We start from the raw sequence: 17109 nt of genomic DNA, 5'->3' as shown, positions 1-17109 counted from the left end.
TTGCGCGTCCGGATCGCCCCAGCTGGGGAGGGCGCGGTCTCGCTGCTCGTCGCGGACGGGCAGGGACAACCCATCGCCTCCGTCGAGTCGCTGGCTGTCCGCCCCGTCGACCCCACCACAACCACACCCGACACCATGTACCGCGTCGAGTGGATCCCCTGGACGCCGGCCGGAGGACTGCCGCCTGTTCGTGACTGCGCTGTTCTGGGCGACAGTTTCCCGGAACTGGCCCGGGCGATCGAGTCGGCCGGCGGACGGGTGCGCACCTACGGGGACTGGGCCGCCCTCACCGCCGACGTGGACTCGGGGGAGCCTGCCCCCGACGTGGTGTTCCACTTCTGCCGGGCGGCCGGAGAGGGGCTTGAGGCGGCGCAGAGCGCCTCAGCCGTCCGCGCGGCGGCCAACGCGGTGCTCCGGGTGGCTCGCGACTGGGTGACCGACGAGCGGTTCTCGGACTCCAGGCTGGTCGTCGTCACCAGTGGCGCGATCGCGGCGGGGCCCGGGGAGGAGGTCCCCGACCTGACGAGCGCGGCCGTGTGGGGTGTGGTGCGCACGGCGGCACTCGAGTACCCGGGCAGGTTCGTGGCGCTCGACGTCGAAGGGGCCGGTGCCGGGGCCGCGGAACCCGGTCTTCTCGCGCGGGCTGTCCGTGCCGCCGCGTACGCCGACGAGCGGGACATGGCGGTGCGCGAAGGGGGAATCCGGGTCCCCCGGGTGGTCCGTGCGGCCGTTCCGTCCGCTGTCGACGCCCCGGGTCCCGGGGTGGGGTTCGATGCGGTGGGTACGGTGCTGGTCACGGGTGGGACGGGTGGGCTCGGTGCGGTGGTGGCCCGACACCTCGTGGTCCGGCACGGGGTCCGTCACCTGCTGCTGGTCAGCCGTCGTGGCCTGGACGCCCCAGGTGCCGGCGAACTCCGGGCGGAGCTCACCGAGTTGGGCGCCGAGGTGGCGGTCGCGGCCTGCGATGTCGCGGATCGGGACGCCCTCGCCGCACTCCTCGCCGCGATCCCCCCGGAACACCCCCTGACCGCGGTCGTCCACACCGCCGGGGTGATCGACGACGGGGTGCTGACCACCCTCACCGAGGAGCGCATGGACGCGGTGCTGCGCCCGAAGGTCGACGCGGCCTGGAACCTGCACGAACTGACCCTGGGGCTCGACCTGTCGGCGTTCGTGCTGTTCTCCTCGATGGGCGGAACGCTCGGGGCGGCGGGGCAGGCCAACTACGCGGCCGCCAACGTGTTCCTCGACGCGCTGGCCCACCACCGCGCGGCGCGGGGGCTGCCGGCCGTGTCGTTGGCCTGGGGGTTGTGGGCGAACGGCCGTATGTCCGACGCCCTGTCGGAGACCGATCTCGTCCGGATGGCCCGCTCCGGTGTGCTCGGCCTGTCCTTCGACGACGGGCTCGCGCTTCTTGACCGTGCGCTCGGCTCGGACGAGCCTGCCCTGGTGCCGGCGCGGCTCGACCTGTCGGGGGTTGCCCGGGCCCCCGAGGGCGTGCCGGCCATGCTGCGCGCCCTGGTCGCGCCCGCCAGGCGCCGCGTGGCGCCGGGCGGCGGTGCGACGGCGGTCCTGGGGAGGCTGCTGGCCCTGACCGGGAGCGAGCGCGAGCGGGCGGTCCTGGACCTGGTGCGGTCGACCGCCGCCATGGTGCTGGGCCACGAACGGAAGGAGATGGTGGAGCCCGAGCGTGGGCTGCTGGACCTCGGCTTCGACTCGCTCACCGCGATCGAGCTTCGCAACCACCTGGAGACCGCCACCGGGCAGCGGCTGCCGGCCACGTTGGTCTTCGACCACCCCACGGCCGCCGCCGTGGCCGACCGGCTGCTGGCCGGCCTGGGGGGAACGGAGCCGGTGGCGGACGCGGCCGGCCCGTCGCCGGAGGTGCGGCTCACCGCCCTGGAGGCGGCCTTGGCGGAGAACACCCCGCTCACCGTGGAGCAACGCGCGGGGCTCGCCGCCCGCATGCGGTCCCTCGCCGCCACGCTGGCTCGGGGCACCGGGACCGAGCAGGAGCCGGTGAACGATGTCGAGGGGGCGACCGCGGAGGAGCTCTTCGAGATCCTCGACGACGAGTTGGGCGCCCTGGGGTGAGGGGCCGGAGCCGAGCACGCCGAAGGGCCGGGGCGTCGCCCCGGCCCTTCCGGCGTTTTCGGCCGGCTTGCTACGGCCTGATGTCGGAGGCGTAGCGGGTCAGTTCGGACGGCAGGTCCGTCCGCTGCCGGACGTTGAGCTTCCGGTAGACGCGCGTCAAGTGCTGCTCGACCGTGCTCACCGTGATGTACAGCTTGCGCCCGATCTCCCGGTTGGTGTGGCCGTAGGCGGCCAGCGTGGCGACCTTCCGCTCCGCCTCGCTCAGCGCCACCAGGCCGTCAGTCTGGTGGGTCGGTGGCTCCGACTGGCTCCGAATGACCTGTTTCGGCACCCGGAGAGCCTGCAGTGGGGTGACGACATCGGTGTTGCACGCCTTGGCCTCCTGGGTCGCTCGCCGGGCCACCAGACGGGCCCGGCCGAGGTCACCGAGCGTCTGGTACACCTGGCTGATGTCGTTGAGGGTCCGGGCGAGTTCGAGGCGGTCCTCGCTCTGCTCCAGCAGCAGAGCGGCCTCCTGCAGCAGAGCGCACCGTTCCTTCAGCGGGCTGGCGGCCGCCAGCACCCGCAGCGAGAGGCCGCGCGTGCGGGCGTACTCGGACGGGCCGAGCAGGTCGAGCTGCTGGGCGATCAGCTCGGCGGTCTCCCTGGAGCGTCCCAGCCGCAGGTTCGCCTGGGCGAGGCTGCTGCGCCAGGGCACCAGCGCCGGGAAGTCGACGTCCCACTCCCGCATCAGGGCGCCGCACCGTTCGAAGTCGCCGGCCGCCGCGAGCACCCGGTCCACGGCCAGGTTGTAGTGTCCCCGCGCGTAGAGGTACTGAAGTCCGGCAACGGTGTCGAACACGGCCTCGGGTACCACCAGGTCGAGCAGCTTCGACGCCTCCTCGTACCGACCCATGGCCGTCTCGGCGAGGACCAGGGTGGACAGCGGGAAGCCGATCGCCGCGCCCCAGCTCTGGGCGTGGAGCCGGCTCAGCGCCTCCCGGGCCAGCGCCGACGCCCGAGCCAGGTCCCCGCGCCGCATCGCCATGTCGGCGCCGACGCTGGCCAGGACGGCCTGCCAGGTCGGGGCGTCCAACCGGGCCGCTTCCGCGGAGAGCACGCCGTGCCAGTACTCGGCCCGCTTGCGGTGCCCGGAGTGGTGCAGCACCAGGAGCGCCATCGCGCCGGCCTCCGGGATGGTGTCGCCGAGCCGGCCCTGCAGGATGTGCTCCACGCCGTTGAGGAGCGCCTCGCTCATCCCCTGCCGCCACAGCGTGCTCAGCGTCGCGCTGCCCCGCGACTGCGGGCCGGCCGCCGGTCTTCTCGCCGCGCTCCGGCCGGAGGGCGCCGGGGACTCGGCGGCCGGCGGTTCGCACGGCGCGCCGTAGATCCACTCGTGGGCGATCCGGAGTTCGGCGAGCCCCGCCGTCCGCCCCGCCTCGGGGGAGGAGGTGATGGACCACAGCAGACGGGTGGCCGTCGCCCGGTCGCCCTGCCACAGCAGGTGCCGGATGAGTGGCGCGGCGTCGCGTGCGCTCAACTGGCCGAGGTTCAGCGCGTCGTACAGCGGCGAGATGTGGCGCGCCGCCGCGGAGGGATTGACCCGCCACGCCACGCGGACCAGGGCCGCCCGGAACTTCAGGGCCTCCGGCCCCTGGCCGCACTCACGGAGCCCCAGCTCCAGGCCGCGTACCGCGGAGTCCACGTCGTTCTCGGCCAGGGTCTGTTCCGCCGCCTGCCGCAGGGCCCGCAGCGCCCAGGGGCCAGGCACCGTGTCGGCGCGGAGCAGGCGGCGGGCGACGTCCCCCGCCATGGCGCCGTGTTCGTAGAGCAGTTCGGCGGCGCGGGAGTACAGCCGCGTGGTCTCCTCGCCCGACAGCGTGCCCCGGACGACGGCGGCGATCTCGGGGCTGCCGAGGCGCCCCTGGTGCAGCAGCCCCGCCTTCTCCAGGACGGCCAACAGCTGGGGGACCGTGTCCGGCTGCATGGGGAGCAGGCGCGCGATCAGCTCCGGCGCGGCGTGGTCGTCGAGCACGGCGAGACCGCGGGCCACCTCCATCAACGCCGGGTCCCAGCGGTGCAGACAGTCGAGCACGGCCCGCTGGAAGGCCTCGCCGGCGACGGGGCGCCCAGCCTGCCCCGACTCCTCGTCCACGCCGAGGGGACTGTCGTCCAGCAGGGCACGGACCAGCAGCGGATTGCCGCCGCTGAGCACGCCGAGGCCGGCGGCGAGATCCGCCGCCGAGGAAGGATCCCGGTGGCCCGCGCCCAGGACGAGTTCGGTGATCTCCTCGGTCGACAACCGGCCGAGACGGATACGGTGGTGTGCCTGGCGCATCAGCTCCATCTGCACGGCCGGGCCCACATATCCGGGCCTGTCCCAGGAGGAGAGCACGACCAGGACCCGCGACGACCGCAGGCGATGCCGGAGGAACAGTAGCGCCTGCAACGAGGCGTTGTCGGCGAAGTGGAGATCGTCGACGATGATGACGGCGGGACGCGACCTGGCCAGGGTCAGGAGGGACGAGAACAGGCTGTTCAGGGCGAGAACCTCACCCCGCCTGAGCCCGCCCGACGGCGATTCCCCCTCGCTTCTCCCCGCGGTTTCCGCTCTGCTGAACCGAGAGAAACGGCGGATTACCTTGGAGGGGATCGGAGTGCTGTGCAGTAGTTGCCAGACGACTCCCATGGGCAGGTCGCGTTCGGTTCTCGAACCCGTGGCGTTGAAAACGATGGCGCCCGAGGAATCGGCTGTTTCGGAGAATTGCTGAAGCAGTGCGCTCTTTCCGGAGGCGAGACATCCGGTAACCAGCGCCACCTGCCCACTTCCGCTTTGTGCCTGAGTGAGCGAGGAAAGCAGGACGTCCAGATGTTTTTTTCTCCCCGTGAACATGGTAAAACTTTCCCCCTGATTTGTTTTTCAATGCGCCGTGTGGCACATGATGTGGTCGACCTCTAGGGTGTAGCTTTACTTGCTTCTTGGGTTGACTTAGCCGGAATTTCGCGACTGTATCACGTACACGGAGGTGGTGAAAGGGTTCTGTAGAATTACATCTTGGTGATTACTTCCCCACAACCACGCCAGTTCGGTCATCTCCGGCCAATTCGGTTGATTCACTGCCAGCATTCGCTGGCGCCGACGCGGCACCCGTGGGGGCCGGACCGGGTTCGCGCGGGGGAAGCGGACGGCGCCGCCAGGGCCCGGAGTCGGGCCCCTATGAACCGCTACGCACCGCGCCGGCCGGGGACGCGCGGCCGTGATCTCGTTAGCGTGTTCGGCATGACCTCTCTCCTGGTAACCGGCGCGGCAGGCTTCATCGGCTCGCACTTCGTGCGGTACTGGCTCGGGCAGCACCCCGGGGACACCGTGGTCGCGCTGGACGCGTTGACGTACGCGGGAACCCTCACCAACCTCGCCGACGTACGCGACGACATCGTCTTCGCACACGGCGACATCGGCGACGCCCCGTTCGTCAGACGACTCCTCGACGAGCACGGGGTCGGCATCGTGGTCAACTTCGCCGCGGAATCCCACAACAGCCTCGCGGTGCTCGACCCCGGGCGTTTCTTCCGCACCAATGTGCTCGGAACCCAGAACCTCCTCGAGGTCTGCCGGGAGACCGGCGTGGAACGCTTCCACCACATCTCGACCTGTGAGGTGTACGGCGATCTCTCGCTGCGTTCCACGCAGACCTTCTCCGAAAGGAGTCCCTACCGGCCCCGCACCCCCTACAACGCGAGCAAGGCCGGAGCCGACCACGCGGTGCGCGCCTACCACGAGACCTTCGACCTGCCCGTCACCATCACCAACTGCGCGAACAACTACGGCAGCCACCAGTTCCCGGAAAAAGTGCTCCCGTTGTTCACCACCCGGGCACTGGACGGACGACCGTTGCCGATGTACGAGTCGAGCTACAACCGCCGCGAGTGGATCCACGTGCTCGACCACTGCCGGGCCGTCGAGGCGGTGCTGCTCAAAGGGCAGACGGGCGAGACGTACCACGTCGGAACAGGAGTCGAGGCGAGCGTCCGACAACTCGCGGACCTCGTACTCGACGAACTGGGCCTGCCGACCACGCTCAAGGAGGTCGTCCCCGACCGCCCGGGACACGACCGCCGCTACCTCCTGGACTCCGGCAGGATCCGCCGCGAACTCGGGTGGCGGCCGGAGATCCCCTTCGACGAGGGCGTCAGGGACACCATCCGCTGGTACGCCGAGAACCGGGACTGGTGGGAGCCCCTGAAGGGCCGCAGCCCCGTGGTCGAGGGCTCCTGGTAAGGGGCGGATAGGGGTCGCCCGGCGACCGCCCCCTGGCCCACCGTGGACGGAGCGGCACGCGGTGGCACGGCCGCACGGAGCGAAGACGGAGAGAAAGGCGCCGAGACGATGACGGCCCCCGCAGCGACGACCCGGTGGGTGCGCCGCTTCCACCCCTCCCCACAGGCGCCCCTGATCCTGGCCTGCTTCCCGCACGCCGGGGGATCCGCCAGCTACTTCTTCCCACTCTCCCGCGCCCTGGCCCCCGCCTACGACGTCCTCGGCATCCAGTACCCGGGGCGGCAGGACCGCCGCCACGAGCCGTGCGTGGACAGCATGGTCGAGTTGGCCGACCAGTCGGCCGACGCACTGCGGCCGTGCCTCGACCGCCCCGTCGTCCTCTTCGGCCACAGCCTCGGCGCCACCCTGGCCTTCGAGGTCGCCCTCCGCCTTGAGGAGAGCGGCACCGGGCCTCTGGGCGTCATCGTCTCCGGTCGCCGCGCCCCCTCCCGCCAGCCCAGGGAGTTCGTCCACCGCCGCGACGACGACCAGGTACTCGCGGAACTACGCCGACTCGACGGCACCGCCACGCAGGTGCTCGGCGAGGACGAACTGCTGCGCTCCCTCCTCCCGGCGATCCGCGCCGACTACACGGCGGTGGAGACCTACCGCCACCGGCCCGGCACCGCGCTGAACTGTCCGCTGACGGCCATGACCGGGGAGGACGACTCCCTGGCGCCGGTGGACGACGTCCGCGCCTGGCAGGACCACACCACGGGACCCTGCGCCGTCCACACCTTCCCGGGCGGACACTTCTACCTCACGACCCAGGCCGCCGCGGTGACGCGGACCCTCACCGAGACGGCCACCGCTTGGCTCGCCGGCACGACCCCCGCCACGGCGCCCCGCGGCGGCCCCGCATAGTCTCCTCACCGTGGCCCAGAAGAACATCCCGCGACCCGCGTTCGCCGACGACGACGGCACGGCCGACCCCGCGGTGCGGGAGGCGCTGGACGCCTGGGCCCGCGATCCACGGACCGAGCCTCGGCTGCTGGCCGCGCTCGGGCCGGCCCGGCTGCTCGTCCCGGTGGTCGCCGTGCTCGGCGAGGCCGAGACCGGACCCGACGGGCTGCGCCGCGAGAAGAGCAGCGAGATGGCCGTCCTCACTCTCGAACTGCCCGGCGGCCGCCGCGCGCTGCCGGTCTTCACCGCCACCGAGACCCTGGCCCGCTGGCGCCCGGACGCCCGCCCCGTCGCCGTGACCACCGCCCAGGCGCTGCGCGCCGCCGTCCAGGAGAACGCCGCCGCCCTCGTCGTCGACGTCGCGGGACCGGTCAGCTACGAGCTCTCGGGCCCCGCGCTGCGTGCCGTGGCCGGCGGCGGCGACCCGGCCGGCGCGCCGGCCGTGCTCGACGCCGTCCGCGCCGCGCTCGCCGCCGAGCCCGCCGTCCGCGTCGCCCGCCTGGTACCGGGCGGCCAGGACGCCGACGCCACCCTGGCGCTGCTGCTCGACCCGGCCGCCCCCACCGCCGAGACCGTGCGCCGACTCGCCGGCACGCTGGCCGCCGACGCGACGCTCCGCGCCCACCTGGTGCGCGGCCTCCAACTCGCCGTGCTGCCCCCCGACGCCACGCTGCCAGGCGAGCCCACCTACCGTCGCTGAGCCGCGGTCCTGGCGGCGGCGACCGCCACCCGCATGGCGGCATGCGCGTGCGGGGCGCGATCCGGTGCCGGAGACTGCCAGCACGACCGACGTCTGGCACAGGAGGGCGCCATGTCCGCCGAGACCGAGCCCGGCACGACCGACTCCGCCGACACCCGCCACGCCGGCGGCCCCGCCGCGATAGACCCGCGGCCGCTGGCCGCCGAGTTCGTGGGAACCCTGCTCCTGGTCTTCTTCGCCGTGGGATCAGCCGTGCTCGCCGGGGAGTTCATCGGCACCCTCGGCATCTCGCTCGCCTTCGCCTTCGTGCTCCTCGGCCTGGTCTACGTGTTCGGCCACGTCTCGGGCGCGCACGTCAACCCCGCCGTCACGCTCGGCATGCTGCTGGCCGGGCGGATGGACCTCCGCGCCGCCGTGGCCTACTGGATCGCCCAGTTCGCCGGGGCCATCGTCGGTGCCGCGCTGCTCTTCCTGGTGGCCAAGCAGGTACCGGGGCTCGGCACCCACGGCGCTTTCGGCAGCAACGGCTTCGACAGCCGCTCCGCGGTGGGCATCTCGCTCGGCGGCGCCTTCGTCATCGAGGCGCTGCTGACCTTCCTGCTGGTCTTCGTCTACCTCGCCGCCACCCCGGGACCCGGCCTCCTGCTCCGCGGCTTCGACGGCGTGCCGATCGGCCTCGCCCTCGGCGCGGTGAGCCTCGTCGGCATCCCGCTGACCGGCGCCGGCGTCAACCCGGCGCGCAGCCTGGCCACTGCGATCTTCGCCACCGGCTCCGCGCTCACGCAGCTGTGGCTCTTCATCGTCGCCCCGCTGGTCGGCGCCGCCGTCGCCGTCCTGGTGCACCAGCTGGTGCACGCCGAGAACGGCGGCTGGTTCAGCGAGCAGAACGCCCGGCGGGCGAGCCGAGGACCGGCCCGGTGAACTTCTCGCCAGGGCCCTGGCCCGGCTCGTCCGGCACCGCGGACGCCTCGCGGAACGCCAGCTGCAGCGACTTCAGGCCGTCCCGCAGGGGCGCCGCGTGGTAGGAACCCACCTCGGTGGCGCTCGCCGTGACCAGGCCGGCGAGCGCGGTGATCAGCTTGCGCGCCTCGTCCAGGTCCTTGTGCTCCTCGCCGCCCTCGGCGAGGCCCAGGTTGACCGCGGCCGAACTCATCAGGTGCACCGCCACGGTGGTGATCACCTCGACCGCGGGCACGTCGGCGATGTCGCGGGTCAGGCCCTCGACGTCGGGTGCGGCGGGGGCGGGGGCGGGGGTCTCGCCGGGACGGTCGGCCGGTGCGGTCTCGCTCATGCCGTCCAGGGTAGGCCCGGCCCGACCGCGTCACGCGCGGCCCCCGGTCGAGCACCCATACCGTGCGCAAGCGACCACCGGGTACTTCGTGTAGTCTGGAATTCGACCGGTCGGTCACTCATGTGGCTGACCCACAAGTGGAGGCTCCGTACTCCCACCTGGCTGGCCCTTCGGGCCGGCAGGTCACTGGTCAGGCTGCGCCCCGCGGTGATCTGCGGCGGTGCTCCCGGATCCCCAAGGAGCCCCGCCTGTGTGCCGTTCGGGGCGTTTTTTCACGCCGCCGAACGGCTGTCCGCCAGGAACGATCCCGGCACGGCTGTCCGCCAGGCAACCGTGCGGCGCAACCGAGGAGGCCCCATCAGCGCCGAGCCCCGTATCAACGACCGGATTCGCGTCCCCGAGGTGCGACTCGTCGGTCCCAGTGGCGAGCAGGTCGGCATCGTGCCGCTTGCCAAGGCCCTGGAGCTTGCCCAGGAGTACGACCTGGACCTGGTCGAGGTGGCGGCCAACGCCCGCCCGCCGGTCTGCAAGCTCATGGACTACGGAAAGTTCAAGTACGAGTCGGCCATGAAGGCCCGTGAGGCGCGCAAGAACCAGGCGCACACGGTGATCAAGGAGATGAAGCTCCGGCCGAAGATCGATCCGCACGACTACGACACCAAGAAGGGTCACGTCGTCCGGTTCCTCAAGCAGGGGGACAAGGTCAAGATCACGATCATGTTCCGCGGTCGTGAGCAGTCCCGCCCCGAGCTGGGCTACCGGCTGCTGCAGCGGCTCGCTGAGGACGTCCAGGATCTGGGCTTTGTTGAGTCAAACCCCAAGCAGGACGGGCGCAACATGATCATGGTTCTCGGTCCGCACAAGAAGAAGACCGAGGCGATGGCCGAGGCGCGGGAGGCCCAGGCCGCCCGCAAGGCCGAGCGCCAGCAGGCCGAGCGCGAGCAGGTCGAGCGCCAGCAGGGCAAGGCGTCGGCCTGAGAAAGGCCGGCGCCCCCTGCCGGGTGTCAAGGATCAGGAAGACGACGAGGAGAGAACGGCGACATGCCGAAGAACAAGACGCACAGCGGTGCCAGTAAGCGCTTCAAGATCACTGGTTCCGGCAAGGTGATGCGCCCTCGCGCCGGTCGCCGTCACTACCTGGAGCACAAGCCGTCGACGCTGACCCGTCGCCTCGCCGGTGTGACGGAGGCGGCTCCGGCCGACGCCAAGAGGATCAAGAAGCTTCTCGGCAAGTGACCCGGCGCGTCCGCCGGCCGACCGGCCGCGGACACCCGGGCGTCCGACCGGGACCCCATCCGTTCCGGGCTGCGTGACCGTCCCGCGGCCCCCCTACAAGGAGTACACACGTGGCACGCGTCAAGCGGGCAGTCAACGCCCACAAGAAGCGCCGGGCTGTTCTGGAGCAGGCCAGCGGCTACCGCGGTCAGCGCTCGCGCCTCTACCGCAAGGCGAAGGAGCAGGTCACCCACTCCCTCGTCTACAACTACAACGACCGCAAGAAGCGCAAGGGCGACTTCCGGCAGCTGTGGATCCAGCGGATCAACGCCGCCGCCCGCGCCAACGGCGTCACCTACAACCGGTTCATCCAGGGCCTGAAGGCCGCCGAGATCGAGGTGGACCGCAAGATGCTCGCCGAGCTCGCGGTCAACGACCCGAACGCGTTCGCGGTCCTGGTCGAGACGGCTCAGAAGGCGCTGCCCAGCGACGTCAACGCCCCCAGGGCCGCCGCCTGAGCCAGCCCGCTCCTCGCTGGCACACCGAGTCCGGACCCGCAGGCCACGTGCCTGCGGGTCCGCGCTTTCACCGGTCCCGGTGCGGCCACGCGTCCCACCGCCCGAGCCGAAGAGATAGCGAGTCCCACGCCATGCCCCCCGCCGCCGAGCTGACCTCCCCACGCTCCCCGCGCGTCGTCGCCGCCCGGCGGCTGGCCCGCCGCAGCTTCCGGGGCAAGGAGCGCAGGTTCCTCGCCGAGGGACCGCAGGCGGTACGGGAGGCCGCCGAGCACCGGGCCGGCGGCGAGCGCACCCTGGTCGAGCTGTTCACCACCCCGGAGGCCGCCGAGCGGCACGGCGACATCGTCGAGGCCGCCCTGGCCGCCGGCGCCCCGGTGCACCGGGCGACCGAGGAGATCGTCGCGGGCATCTCGCAGACCGTCACCCCACAGGGCATGGTGGGCGTCTGCCGGTTCCTCGACCGGCCGATCGAGGAGATCCTGGCGGCCCGCCCGCGGCTGGTCGCCGTCCTCGCCCACGTCCGCGACCCGGGCAACGCCGGCACCGTGCTGCGCTGCGCCGACGCGGCCGGCGCCGACGCCGTGATCCTCACCGACGCCTCCGTCGACCTCTACAACCCCAAGGCGGTGCGCGCCTCCGTCGGCAGCCTGTTCCACCTGCCGGTCGCCGTCGGCGTCCCCGTGGAGCGCGCCGTCGCCGGTCTGGCCGCGGCCGGGACCAGGGTGCTGGCGGCCGACGGCGGCGGCGACCGCGACCTGGACGCGGAGCTCGACGCCGGCGCCATGGGCGGTCCCACCGCCTGGATCTTCGGCAACGAGGCCTGGGGCCTGCCCGCCGAGACCAGGGCGCTGGCCGACGCCGTCGTCCGGGTCCCCATCCACGGCCGGGCCGAGAGCCTGAACCTGGCCACCGCGGCGGCCGTCTGCCTGTACGCCTCGGCACGCGCCCAGCGCGCCCCCGGCGGGTGCCGGGCGGCCAGATAGCGGGTCGACCTTCGGCCATCAGCGCGCCGGCACGGTGGTCGCGCGCTCCGCCGGGGGAGGGATGAACCGACGCGTCCTAGTACGCTGACCGCACTGCGAGAGGGGGCGGACGGGGATGGACACCGAAGCCGGTGTCGGGGAGCTCGACCTGCTCCCCGACGACCTGCCGGAAGGGCTGGTCGTCGCGGACGACGCCGGCCTGGTCGTCTGCTTCAACGCCGAGGCGGCCCGCCTCACCGGCCGCCCGGCCGCCGAGGCGCTGGGCCGCCGCATCGAGGAGGCGCTGCCGCTGGAGTCCACGGACGGCCGTGACTGGTGGCGGCTCACCGACCCCTACCACGGCCCCGCGGACCGCCCGGGGCAGCCCGAGCGCACCCTGCTGCTGCCCAGCGGCCAGGAGCTGCTGGTCACCACCCGCTACGCGCGGTCCCGGCCGGCGGGCCCCGTCCGCCGCCTGGTCCTCACCGTGCGCGGCGGCCACGCCGGAGGGCGCGCGGAGCGCGGCAACGCCGAGCTGATCGCCACCGTCGCCCACGAGCTGCGCTCCCCGCTCACCTCGGTCAAGGGCTTCACCGCCACCATGCTCGACAAGTGGGAGCGGTTCACCGACGAGCAGAAGAAGCTGATGCTGCAGACCGTCGACAGCGACGCCGACCGAGTCACCCGGCTGATCACGGAGCTGCTCGACGTCTCCCGGATCGACTCGGGCCGCCTGGAGATCCGCCGCCAGCCGGTCAGGCTCGACGAGGCGGTCCGCCGCCACGTCGAGACCCTGGTCAACGGCGGCGTCCAGGCCGACCGCTTCCACCTGCGGATCGCCGACTCGCTGCCCGGCCTGTGGGCCGACCCCGACAAGATCGACCAGGTCCTCGGCAACCTGCTGGAAAACGCCGTGCGGCACGGCGCGGGAACCGTCACCATCGAGGTGGACAGGGTGCCGTCCGGCGCCCCCTCCCCGCCGACGCCGGAAGGCGCCCCCAGTCAGGAAGGGACATCGGTCACCGTGAGCGACGAAGGCCCCGGCATCCCAGAGGACGCCGTCCACCGGGTCTTCACGCGCTTCTGGCGCGGCAACGACCGGGGCGGCACCGGGCTCGGCCTCTACATCGTCAAGGGCATCGTCGAGGCCCACGGTGGCACCGTCGCGGTCGGCCGCTCGCCCCAGGGCGGCGCCAGGTTCCGATTTACCCTGCCCGCGGGCACCCCGGCGTTCCTTTCGTGACCCTCCGCGATCGTCACCGATCGCACCGGATCACCGCCGGCCCCGGCCGCGGGCTTCACCCCCTCGCACCGCATGCCCACGCCCCCGGCGTGCCCCCGTAGACTCGGCGCGGGGCGCGCAGCGGGGCGCCACGCCAAACGGAAGCAACGGAAGAGATGTCGGCACCCAACAAGTCGTACGACCCTGTCGAGGTCGAGGCACTGAAACCGGAAGAGATCGACCGAGCGCGCGACGAGGCGCTCGCGGCCATCGCGGCCGCCGACAGCCTCGACGCGCTGCGCGAGGTCAAGGTGGCCCACGCCGGGGACCGGTCGCCCCTCGCCCTGGCCAACCGCGAGATCGGCGCGCTCCCGCCGCACGCCAAGGCGGAAGCCGGTCGGCGCGTCGGCCAGGCGAGGAAGGCCGTGGGCGGCGCCCTCGCCGCCCGCCAGGAGGAGCTGGAGGCCGAGCGGGACGAGCGCGTGCTGGTCGAGGAGGCGGTGGACGTCACCCTTCCCTACGACCGGCGCCCGGCCGGCGCCCGGCACCCGCTGACCACGCTGTCCGAGCGCATCGAGGACATCTTCACGGCGATGGGCTACGAGGTCGCCGAGGGCCCCGAGGTCGAGGCCGAGTGGTTCAACTTCGACGCCCTCAACATCGGCCCCGACCACCCGGCGCGCACCACCCACGACACCTTCTTCCTCGCCGGCGACAAGGACCGGGCCGGCGGCGCCGAGGCCGACCTCGTGCTGCGCACCCACACCTCGCCGGTGCAGGTCCGCTCCATGCTGGACCGCGAGCCGCCCATCTACGTGATCTGCCCGGGCCGCGTCTACCGCACCGACGAACTGGACGCCACCCACACCCCCGTCTTCAACCAGGTCGAGCTCCTGGCCATCGACGAGGGCCTCACCATGGCCGACCTCAAGGGCACCCTCGACCACATGGTCCAGTCGCTCTTCGGTGAAGGCATGCGCACCCGGCTGCGGCCCAACTACTTCCCGTTCACCGAGCCGTCCGCCGAGATGGACATGGTGTGCTTCCGCTGTCGCGGCGAGTCCGTCGGCAACCCGGACCGGCCCTGCCGCACCTGTTCGAGCGAGGGCTGGATCGAGCTCGGCGGCTGCGGCGTGGTCAACCCGCGCGTCCTGGTGGCCTGCGGCATCGACCCCGAGCGGTACAGCGGTTTCGCCTTCGGCTTCGGCATCGAGCGCCTGCTGATGTTCCGCCACAACATCGTGGACATGCGAGACATGATCGAGGGTGACGTGCGGTTCACCCGGCCGTTCGGGATGGAGATCTGATGCGCGCCCCGCTTTCCTGGCTGCGGGAATACGTGGACCTGCCGGAGGGGATCACCGGCCGCGAGGTCGCGGCCCGGCTGATCTCGGCCGGCCTGGAGGTCGAGACCGTCGAGCAGCTCGGCGCCGACCTCACCGGCCCCCTGGTCGTCGGCCAGGTGCTGGCCATCGAGGAGCTCACCGAGTTCAAGAAGCCGATCCGCTACTGCCAGGTGGACGTCGGCACCGCCAACGGCACGGGACAGCCGCAGAACATCATCTGCGGCGCCAGCAACTTCCGCGTCGGTGACAAGGTCGTGGTCGTGCTGCCCGGCGGCACGCTGCCCGGTGGCTTCGAGATCACCGCCCGGAAGACCTACGGCAAGGTCTCCGAGGGCATGATCTGCTCCGCCCGCGAGCTCGGCCTCGGCGACGACCACGACGGCATCATCGTGCTGCCGCCCGAGCACGAGGCCGGCACCGACGCCATCGAGCTGCTCGAGATCGTCGACGAGGTGCTGGACATCGCGGTCACCACCGACCGCGGCTACTGCCTGTCCATGCGCGGCATCGCCCGTGAGACCGCCACCGCCTTCGGCCTCCCGCTGCGCGACCCGGCGCTGCTCGACGTGCCGGCGCCCAACGCCGAGGGCTTCCCGGTCCGGGTCACCGACCCCGGCTGCGACCGGTTTGTGGCCCGCACCGTCACCGGGGTGCGGCCCGAGGCCCGGTCCCCGATCTGGCTCCAGCGCCGGCTCCAGAAGGCCGGCATGCGGCCCATCTCGCTCGCCGTCGACGTCACCAACTACGTGATGCTGGAGATCGGCCAGCCGCTGCACGCCTACGACCACGCCCGGGTCACAGGACCCATCGGCGTGCGCCGCGCCCAGCCGGGCGAGAAGCTCACCACCCTGGACGGCGCGCGCCGCGCGCTCGACCCGGAGGACCTGGTGATCTTCGACGCCAACGGGCCGATCGGCCTGGCCGGCGTGATGGGCGGCCAGGACACCGAGATCGCCGACGTGCCCGGCGACGAGCCGGAGCCGCTGATCGGCGAGGGCCGCGGCACCACCGAGATCGTCCTGGAGGCCGCGCACTTCGACCCGGTCGCCATCGCCCGCACCGCACGCCGCCACCGACTGTCGAGCGAGGCCGCCCGCCGCTTCGAGCGCGGCGTCGACCCGCTGGCGGCCGCCGCGGCCGCGCAGCGCGCCGTCGACCTGCTGGTGCTGCTCGGCGGCGGTACCGCGCAGCCCGGCGTCACCGAGGTCGTCACCGAGGCGCCGCCGGTGACCATCACCATCCGCGCCGACCACCCCGACCGGGTCGCCGGCATGACCTACGGCCGCGAGACCGTCGTGCGCCGGCTCCAGGAGGTCGGCTGCACGGTCACCGGCAGCGACCTGCTGACCGTCACCCCGCCGAGTTGGCGCCCCGACCTCACCGACCCCAACGACCTGGCCGAGGAGGTCATCCGCCTCGAGGGCTACGCGGCCCTGCCGTCGACGCTGCCGCGCCCCAAGCCGGGCCGCGGCCTGACCGAGCGGCAGCGGCTGCACCGGCGGGTCGGCCGGGCGCTGGCCGGCGCCGGCTACGTCGAGGCGCCCAACTACCCGTTCCTCGGAGAGGCCCAGCTCGACGCGCTCGGCCTGCCGGCGGACGACGACCGCCGGCGCACCGTCCGCCTGCTCAACCCGCTCTCCGACGAGGAGCCGGCGCTGCGCACCACGCTGCTGCCCGGGCTGCTCGACGCGCTGCGGCGCAACGTCGGCCGCGGCACCGGCGACCTGGCCCTGTTCGAGACCGGCCTGGTCTTCCGGCCCACCGGCGACGAGCCGGCGCCCGTCCGGCTGCCGGTCACCAGGCGACCGTCCGCCGAGGAGATCGCCCTGCTGGACGCGGCGCTGCCGCGGCAGCCGCGGCGCGTCGCGGTGGTCCTCGCCGGCTCCCGCGAGCCGGCCGGCTGGTGGGGCGAGGGCCGCCAGGCCGGCTGGGCGGACGCCGTCGAGGCCGCCCGCACGGTGGCCGCCGAGGCCGGCGCCGAGCTCGTCGTGGAGAGCGACCGGCACGCCCCGTGGCACCCCGGCCGGTGCGCGGCGCTGTACGCGGTGGCGGAGGGCGAGCGCACGCTGGTCGGCCACGCCGGTGAGCTGCACCCGCGGGTGATCAAGGCACTCGGCCTGCCGGAGCGCACCTGCGCGATGGAGGCCGACCTGGACGCGCTCCAGCGCGCGGGCGCCGGCCTGCCGGCCGCCCCCGCGGTGTCCTCGTTCCCGGTGGCCACCCAGGACGTGGCGCTGGTCGTCGACGCCGCCGTCCCGGCGGCCGAGGTGGCGGCGGCGCTCCGGGAAGGGGCCGGCGAACTGCTGGAGTCCCTGCGGCTGTTCGACGTCTTCACCGGCGAACAGGTGGGCGAGGGCCGCAAGTCGCTCGCCTACACCCTGCGGTTCCGCGCGCCCGACCGGACCCTGAAGGCCGAGGAGACGACAGCCGCCCGCGAGGCGGCGGTAGCCGCCGCGACGGCCCGCACGGGCGCCACCCAGCGGTAACCGCTGGCGCGTGGGCCTCGAAGGTCCCCGGCCGCAGGGCCCGGCTCGGCGGCTCCGCCGCCACGAGCAGCCGGG

At 73.0% G+C, this 17109-nt stretch carries 14 protein-coding genes; 12 read left to right on the top strand and 2 right to left on the bottom strand.

What is annotated here, in order from left to right; all coding sequences use genetic code 11:
- On the top strand, positions 1–2094 hold a 2094-nt coding region (locus tag ACFWI8_RS34415; RefSeq protein WP_387099620.1), incomplete at its 5' end, for an SDR family NAD(P)-dependent oxidoreductase.
- Between the two features lie 70 nt (positions 2095–2164).
- Here ACFWI8_RS34415 and ACFWI8_RS34410 read toward each other — a convergent pair.
- Positions 2165–4966, bottom strand: coding sequence for an AAA family ATPase (locus ACFWI8_RS34410; protein WP_387099617.1), 2802 nt, complete (start codon positions 4964–4966; stop codon positions 2165–2167).
- A 387-nt stretch (positions 4967–5353) separates the two neighbouring features.
- On the opposite strand from ACFWI8_RS34410, the gene rfbB reads away from it, so the two are divergent.
- From rfbB to ACFWI8_RS34390, 4 genes are all read left to right on the top strand, one after another.
- Positions 5354–6352 carry a dTDP-glucose 4,6-dehydratase gene (gene rfbB, locus ACFWI8_RS34405; RefSeq protein ID WP_387099614.1) on the top strand — a complete coding sequence of 333 codons (999 nt, stop codon included), beginning with the start codon at positions 5354–5356 and terminating at the stop codon, positions 6350–6352.
- 108 nt (positions 6353–6460) lie between these two features.
- Complete coding sequence (locus ACFWI8_RS34400; RefSeq protein ID WP_387099611.1) at positions 6461–7255, top strand: thioesterase II family protein; 795 nt, start codon at positions 6461–6463, stop codon at positions 7253–7255.
- 10 nt (positions 7256–7265) lie between these two features.
- Entirely contained in the window at positions 7266–7994 is a 729-nt protein-coding gene (locus ACFWI8_RS34395; RefSeq protein WP_387099608.1) for an SseB family protein, read from the top strand.
- A gap of 180 nt (positions 7995–8174) precedes the next feature.
- Positions 8175–8915, top strand: coding sequence for an MIP/aquaporin family protein (locus ACFWI8_RS34390; RefSeq protein WP_387099626.1), 741 nt, complete (start codon positions 8175–8177; stop codon positions 8913–8915).
- Here the strand turns inward: ACFWI8_RS34390 and ACFWI8_RS34385 are convergent.
- Positions 8869–9285, bottom strand: coding sequence for a DUF1844 domain-containing protein (locus ACFWI8_RS34385; RefSeq protein ID WP_387099605.1), 417 nt, complete (start codon positions 9283–9285; stop codon positions 8869–8871). The two genes, ACFWI8_RS34390 and ACFWI8_RS34385, sit on opposite strands and share 47 nt — an antisense overlap.
- 333 nt (positions 9286–9618) lie before the next feature.
- Between ACFWI8_RS34385 and infC the strand changes: the two genes are divergently transcribed.
- From infC to pheT, 7 genes are all read left to right on the top strand, one after another.
- Positions 9619–10263 (top strand): translation initiation factor IF-3, encoded by a 645-nt coding sequence (infC, locus tag ACFWI8_RS34380; RefSeq protein ID WP_387099623.1) that lies wholly within the window; start codon positions 9619–9621, stop codon positions 10261–10263.
- Between the two features lie 63 nt (positions 10264–10326).
- A complete protein-coding gene (gene rpmI, locus ACFWI8_RS34375) occupies positions 10327–10521 on the top strand; it encodes a 50S ribosomal protein L35 (protein WP_132928307.1) in 195 nt (64 codons plus the stop codon).
- Positions 10522–10631: 110 nt separating this feature from the next.
- On the top strand, positions 10632–11018 hold the full coding sequence (gene rplT, locus ACFWI8_RS34370) for a 50S ribosomal protein L20 (RefSeq protein WP_132928306.1): 387 nt from the start codon (positions 10632–10634) through the stop codon (positions 11016–11018).
- Positions 11019–11149: 131 nt separating this feature from the next.
- Positions 11150–12001 (top strand): TrmH family RNA methyltransferase, encoded by an 852-nt coding sequence (locus tag ACFWI8_RS34365; protein ID WP_387099601.1) that lies wholly within the window; start codon positions 11150–11152, stop codon positions 11999–12001.
- A 115-nt stretch (positions 12002–12116) separates the two neighbouring features.
- Positions 12117–13223 carry an ATP-binding protein gene (locus ACFWI8_RS34360; protein WP_387099599.1) on the top strand — a complete coding sequence of 369 codons (1107 nt, stop codon included), beginning with the start codon at positions 12117–12119 and terminating at the stop codon, positions 13221–13223.
- 155 nt (positions 13224–13378) lie between these two features.
- Positions 13379–14509 (top strand): phenylalanine--tRNA ligase subunit alpha, encoded by a 1131-nt coding sequence (gene pheS / locus ACFWI8_RS34355; protein ID WP_387099596.1) that lies wholly within the window; start codon positions 13379–13381, stop codon positions 14507–14509.
- Positions 14509–17034 carry a phenylalanine--tRNA ligase subunit beta gene (gene pheT / locus ACFWI8_RS34350; RefSeq protein ID WP_387099594.1) on the top strand — a complete coding sequence of 842 codons (2526 nt, stop codon included), beginning with the start codon at positions 14509–14511 and terminating at the stop codon, positions 17032–17034. The genes pheS and pheT overlap by 1 nt, the downstream gene beginning before the upstream one ends.
- The last annotated feature ends 75 nt before the right edge of the window (positions 17035–17109 follow it).

Origin of the sequence: Streptomyces sp. NPDC127098, from assembly GCF_042722465.1 — a bacterium.
Taxonomy (GTDB): domain Bacteria; phylum Actinomycetota; class Actinomycetes; order Streptomycetales; family Streptomycetaceae; genus Streptomyces; species Streptomyces millisiae.
This window is presented reverse-complemented; position numbering and strand designations above follow the sequence as displayed.